The following is a 4,998-nucleotide window of genomic DNA, read 5'->3' on the forward strand; positions in this document are numbered from 1 at the left end:
GCTCCGGCTCGCCCAGCCCGCGCGCCACCACCCCCCGCGCCACCAGCGCGAACCCACGCCCCCAGTCGTCGGAGACCTCGGCGAAGTCCCGGTACGCCCGCCGCGCCGCCCGGTCCGCCTCGGCGATCTCCCCCAACTCGGCCGCGGCGAACGCCTCGACGGCGCGCAGCGTGCCGACCGCCCACGCCTCGCCGACCCGCTCGCCGAAGGGGAGGAACACCCCGGCCAGCCGGCACGCCTCCCGGAGCCGACCGGCGAGCAGCCGGGCGAAGGCGGTGGTGCCGCGCAACCAGGCCCGGCCGTACGGGTCTCTCAGCTCGGCGAAGAGCCGGGCGGCCCGGCCGAGCACCGCGTCGGTGCCGGCGAAGTCACCCCGGGTGGTGGTGACCCAGGCCAGGTTCTGCAACGACCACGCCTGCCCACGCGGGTCCTGCGCGGCGAGACTCACCTGGTACGACGCGGCAAGCCGGCTGCTGGCCTGGCCGAGCCGGCCGGCGATGAAGTCGGCCATGCCGAGCCGGCGCATCGCCGAGGCGCGCAGCGTGGGCAGGCCGCCGGCGGTGGCCACCTGCAACGCCTCCTGCCAGGCGGCCGTCGCCCGGCCCTGGTCGCCGAGAGCCTGGTGGGCCTGCCCGGCGAGCAGCAGGGCGCTGGTCCGCACGACCGCCTCGTCCCCGGCGTTGGCGGCGATCTTCTCGGCGAAGGCGAGCGCGTCGCCCGGCCGCCCGACCTGCAGCAGTGCCCGGGCATGCACCACCCGGTCGGCCGCGGGCACCCCGTCGCCGGCCAACTCGGCGGCCCGCTCGGCGTACTCGACAGCCAGGGCCGGCTCCCCGGCCTGAAGCGCCCGGCGGGCGGCTCGGCCCAGCGCGGCCACGCCCAGTCCGGCGACGGTCCGGGCCGGCGCGTCGGGACGCAGCTTGACCGCGTCGGCGAGTGCCGCGGCCCGCGCCACATGCTCGGCGACGAAGTCGTCGCGGGCCGCGTCGGTGAACCCGCCGGGCGGGGTGCCGGTGACGCCGGGAGCCGCCCAGCGGGCCAGCGCGGCGTGCCGTTCGGCCAGTTCGGCCTTGCTGACCCCGGCGTACGCGGCCTCCCGCATCAGCGGGGTGGCGAAGGCGTAACCGGCGCGGGTGCGGTGCAGCATCCGCCGCTGCAGCAACTCCTCGACGGCCCGCGTCAGCTCCACGGCGGCGACCGCGGCGGGCCGGCCGCCGAACCCGGCCCGCTGCTCGCGCAGCGCCTCCAGTGCCCCGTCCGGCACGGCGTCGCCGACCACCGCGGCGTCGCGCAGGACCGAGCGGGCGTCCGGTGGCAACGCGTCGATCCGGGCCGCGAGGACGGCCGCCAGGTCGCGGGAGAGCAGCCGGCTGCCCAGCGAGCCGGGCGCCAGCCGCCAGCCGCCGGGGCCGCCGCGCCGCTCGGCGTACGCGGTGAGCGCGCCCCGCTCCATCAGCAGGGTGACCAGCTCGGCCAGGTAGAACGGGTTGCCCTGGGCGGTGGCCAGCAACCGGTCCGCGTCGGCCTGGGGCAGCTTCCCACCGTTCAGGTAGCTGGTAAGCAGCCGGGCGGCGTCCGCGCCGCGCAGCGGCGGCAGCGCGTGCACCTCGGCGTCGGCGACGCGGGTCAGCGCGCCGGCGGTGCGGACCAGCTCCGGGCGGCCGAGCAGCAGCACCAACACCGGGCCGGTGAGCCGGGAGAGGGCCAGCCCGAGCGCGCTGATCGTCTCGGCGGTCGCGTCGTGCAGGTCGTCGACGATCATCACCAGCGGTGTCTCGCCGGCCAGCGCACTGAGCAGACCAGCCACCGCGTTCGGCACGGCTTCGGCGTCGGCCTGGGTGCTGCCGGCGCTCCACTCCCCGTGGTCGGTGGCGGCGCCCGTCCCGGTGGGCAGCTCCGCGTACCCGAGCAGGGCCAGCAGCTGGTCGGTGGCGAGCGGGCCGCCGCCGCGCTGCCCGAGCCGCTGACCGAGCCGGCGCAGCCGTTCCTCCACGGCGGGGCGGGTCAGCGCGGTGGACGTGTCGCTGGGCAGGCCGACCGCGGCCCGGACCAGGTCGGCGAGGGGGGCGAGCCGGCGGCGTTCACCGAAGGCCGCGCAGCGTACCGAGAGCACCCGGGCACCGGTGTGCGCGGCGTACCGGCCGGCGCCGACGTCGTACCCGGCGGCGAGGCGTTCCACCTCGGCGGCGAAGCGGGACTTGCCGATGCCCGCCTCGGCGGTCATCAGCAGCACCCGGGGTTCGCTGCGGTCGATGACCTCGGCGAGCCGGCCGGCGACCCGACCGATCTCGGTTTCCCGGCCCACGAAGGGCGCCTCGTCGCCGAGGCCGGAGCGGGTGCCCGGGGCGTCCAGGAGGCCGAGCAGCTCGTACGCCTCGACCGGTTCGCGTTTGCCCTTGAGCCGCAGTGGGCGCAGCGCCCGCCAGGAGGCGACGTGCCGGGTGGCGGCGGAGGTACGGGCACCGGCGTAGACGGCCCCGACGGCGGCGGCGTCGGCCAGCCGGGCGGCGGTGTTCACCGTGTCGCCGATGACGGTGTACTCGATGGCGGCCTGGATGCCGGCGATGACGTCGCCGGTGTTCAGCCCGACCCGCAGGCCGAGCGGGGCACCGCCGCCCCGTTCGTCGTCGAGCACCCGGCGGACGGCCCGCTGCATCGACAGCGCGGCGCGGACGGCGCGTTCCGCGTCGTCCTCGTGGGCGACGGGTGCCCCGAAGACCGCCATGATGCCGTCGCCGGTGAGCTTGTCGACGTGCCCGCCGAAGGTCTTGACCGCACCGGCGAGGGCGGCGAGCACCCGGTCGGTGACCGCACCGACCCGTTCCGGGTCGAGGTCCTCCGACCAGGAGGTGAAGTCCGACAGGTCGCCGAAGAGCACGGTGACCACCCGGCGCTCGGCGGTGGGCAGGCTCGCGGCGGCCGGCAGGGCCGCGCCGCAGTTGTGGCAGAACCGCGCCCCCGGGACGGCCAGCGTGCCGCAGACCGGGCAGGTCACGGCTGCTCCACCCCGAGGTGTTCCAGCTGGGCGCGGACCGACCACTCGGCGGCCCACCACAGCGACCGGTCGACGTCGGCGTACACGGCCGCGACGACCTCGGCGGCGGTGCGGGCACCGGCGGCGACCGCGGCGCGGACCTGGTCGAGTCGGGCCCGGCGGTGGGCCAGGTAGAACTCGGCCGCCGCGCCGCAGTCGGCCAGGGCCGGGCCGTGCCCGGGCAGCACCGGGATCCCCCGGTACGTGGTGAGCAGTTCCAGGCTGGCGAGGTAGTCGCCGAGGTGCCCGTCGGGGTGGGCGACCACGGTGGTGCCGCGGCCGAGGATGGTGTCGCCGGTGAGAACGACCTGCTCGTCGCCGCGCCGGGCGAGGAAGCAGACGGAGTCGCCGGTGTGGCCGGGGGTGGGTACCAGGCGGATGCCGAGGCCGGCCACGTCGAGCGGGTACCCGTCGGTCAGCGGGTCGCCGCCGATGGTGTGCGCCGGGTCGGCGGCCCGGACGGGCACCCCGTCGAGCCGCCCGGCCAGCGGCGCTGCGCCCTCGGTGTGGTCGGGGTGCCCGTGAGTGATCAGCACCGCGCCGATCGGGCCGTGCGCGACGATCCGGTCGAGGTGGCCCTCATCCGCCGGCCCGGGGTCGACCACCACGGCGGGTGCCCCGGGGGCGGCCCGCAGGACCCAGGTGTTGGTGCCGTCGAGGGTCATCGGGCCGGGGTTGGGCGCGCGCAGCAGCGTCACCCACTCCGGCAGCGCGTCGGCGAGCGCCGCCGCCGGCACGGTCAGATGCCCGGTCATGGCTGCGATCGTACGACCCTGCCCGCCACTCCCCGCGATCTTGCTCAGTCCGGCCGGCGTTTGTGCTTCTTCGTGCCTCTTCGTCCGGCACCGGCGGTGGGCGGATCGCGGGGGGTGGCGGGCGACGCTCAGGCGACCTCGACGATGACGTCGATCTCGACCGGCGCGTCCAGCGGCAGCTCGGCGACCCCGACCGCGGAACGGGCGTGCCGACCGGCCTCTCCGAAAACCGCGCCGAACAGGTCGGACGCGCCGTTGACCACGCCGGGCTGGCCGGTGAAGCCGGGCGCGCTCGCCACGAAGCCGGTCAACTTTACGATCTTGACGACGTTCTCCAGGCCGACCAGCGCATCCACGGCGGCGAGGGCGTTCAGCGCGCAGCGCGCGGCCAGGTCCTTGGCCTGCTCGGCGGAGATCCCGGCACCAACCTTGCCCGTGGCGAGCATCTTGCCCTCGGCCACTGGCACCTGGCCGGAGACGTAGACGTGCTGCCCGGACTGCACCGCCGGGACGTAGCTGCCCGCCGGCGAAGCGACCTCGGGCAGGGTCAGACCGAGCTCGGCGAGCTTGGCGTGTGGACCGTTGCTCATGCCTTGGGCCGCTTCAGGTACGCGACGAGCTGCTCCGGGTTCGGACCGGGAACCACGGAGACCAGCTCCCAACCGTCCTCGCCCCAGTTGTCGAGGATCTGCTTGGTCGCGTGGACCAGCAGCGGGACCGTGGCGTATTCCCACTTCTGCATCGGTGGAAGGCTCCCTTGCCTGACGTGGACGTGTTACCGGCACAGCCTACGGTCCGGGCGACGGGCGGGGCGCGGGACGCTGTTCCGGTGTCGCCGGCGCCTCGCCGCACGGTCCCTCGTGGTCGTACGGCTGCGGGCAGCGGGAGCGGTCGGGCAACAGCAGGTCGCAGAAGACCCGGTGCCGGTTGTTCTGGTCGTCGGCGGTGGAGACGGTGGTCTCCCCGGCGTCCAGCTCGGCCAGGAAGCTGAGCGAGGTGGCCACCGTGCCGGCCAGCGCGGTCGCCGCGGCGAGGTCGGCCACCCGGATCGGCAGGTGGATGACGTAGCCGGGCTCCTCCTCGTCCCGGGCGCGGTCACTGGAACTGTTCAGGATACGCAGCACCTCGTGCGGTTCGGCGTGCCGCCGGTAGGACCGCTCGTTGACCGGCAGCCCACCGACCGGGGTGCCCGCGTCACCCCGGCCACCG

5 protein-coding genes are annotated in these 4,998 nt (G+C 76.1%); all 5 read right to left on the minus strand.

Annotated features, from left to right (window positions below; all coding sequences use genetic code 11):
* On the minus strand, nt 1-2,995 hold a 2,995-nt coding region (locus E1182_RS29080; RefSeq protein WP_132270926.1), incomplete at its 3' end, for an adenylate/guanylate cyclase domain-containing protein.
* Nucleotides 2,992-3,789, minus strand: coding sequence for an MBL fold metallo-hydrolase (locus E1182_RS29085; protein ID WP_132270927.1), 798 nt, complete (start codon nt 3,787-3,789; stop codon nt 2,992-2,994). The genes E1182_RS29085 and E1182_RS29080, both read right to left, overlap by 4 nt.
* 128 nt (nt 3,790-3,917) lie before the next feature.
* Nucleotides 3,918-4,379 carry a RidA family protein gene (locus tag E1182_RS29090; RefSeq protein ID WP_132270928.1) on the minus strand — a complete coding sequence of 154 codons (462 nt, stop codon included), beginning with the start codon at nt 4,377-4,379 and terminating at the stop codon, nt 3,918-3,920.
* A complete protein-coding gene (locus tag E1182_RS29095) occupies nt 4,376-4,531 on the minus strand; it encodes a DUF4177 domain-containing protein (protein ID WP_013736319.1) in 156 nt (51 codons plus the stop codon). The genes E1182_RS29090 and E1182_RS29095 overlap by 4 nt, the downstream gene beginning before the upstream one ends.
* Nucleotides 4,532-4,577: 46 nt before the next feature.
* Nucleotides 4,578-4,961: a hypothetical protein gene (locus E1182_RS29100; RefSeq protein ID WP_371687622.1), complete on the minus strand. Its 384-nt coding sequence runs from the start codon at nt 4,959-4,961 to the stop codon at nt 4,578-4,580.
* Nucleotides 4,962-4,998 lie beyond the last annotated feature (37 nt).

The organism is Micromonospora sp. KC721 (assembly GCF_004348355.1).
Classification (GTDB): domain Bacteria; phylum Actinomycetota; class Actinomycetes; order Mycobacteriales; family Micromonosporaceae; genus Micromonospora.

Coding starts and splice junctions, on each gene's coding strand:
- E1182_RS29085 (WP_132270927.1), bottom strand. CDS start 3,789: ATGACCGGGCATCTGACCGTGCCGGCGGCGGCGCTCGCCGACGCGCTG.
- E1182_RS29090 (WP_132270928.1), bottom strand. CDS start 4,379: ATGAGCAACGGTCCACACGCCAAGCTCGCCGAGCTCGGTCTGACCCTG.
- E1182_RS29095 (WP_013736319.1), bottom strand. CDS start 4,531: ATGCAGAAGTGGGAATACGCCACGGTCCCGCTGCTGGTCCACGCGACC.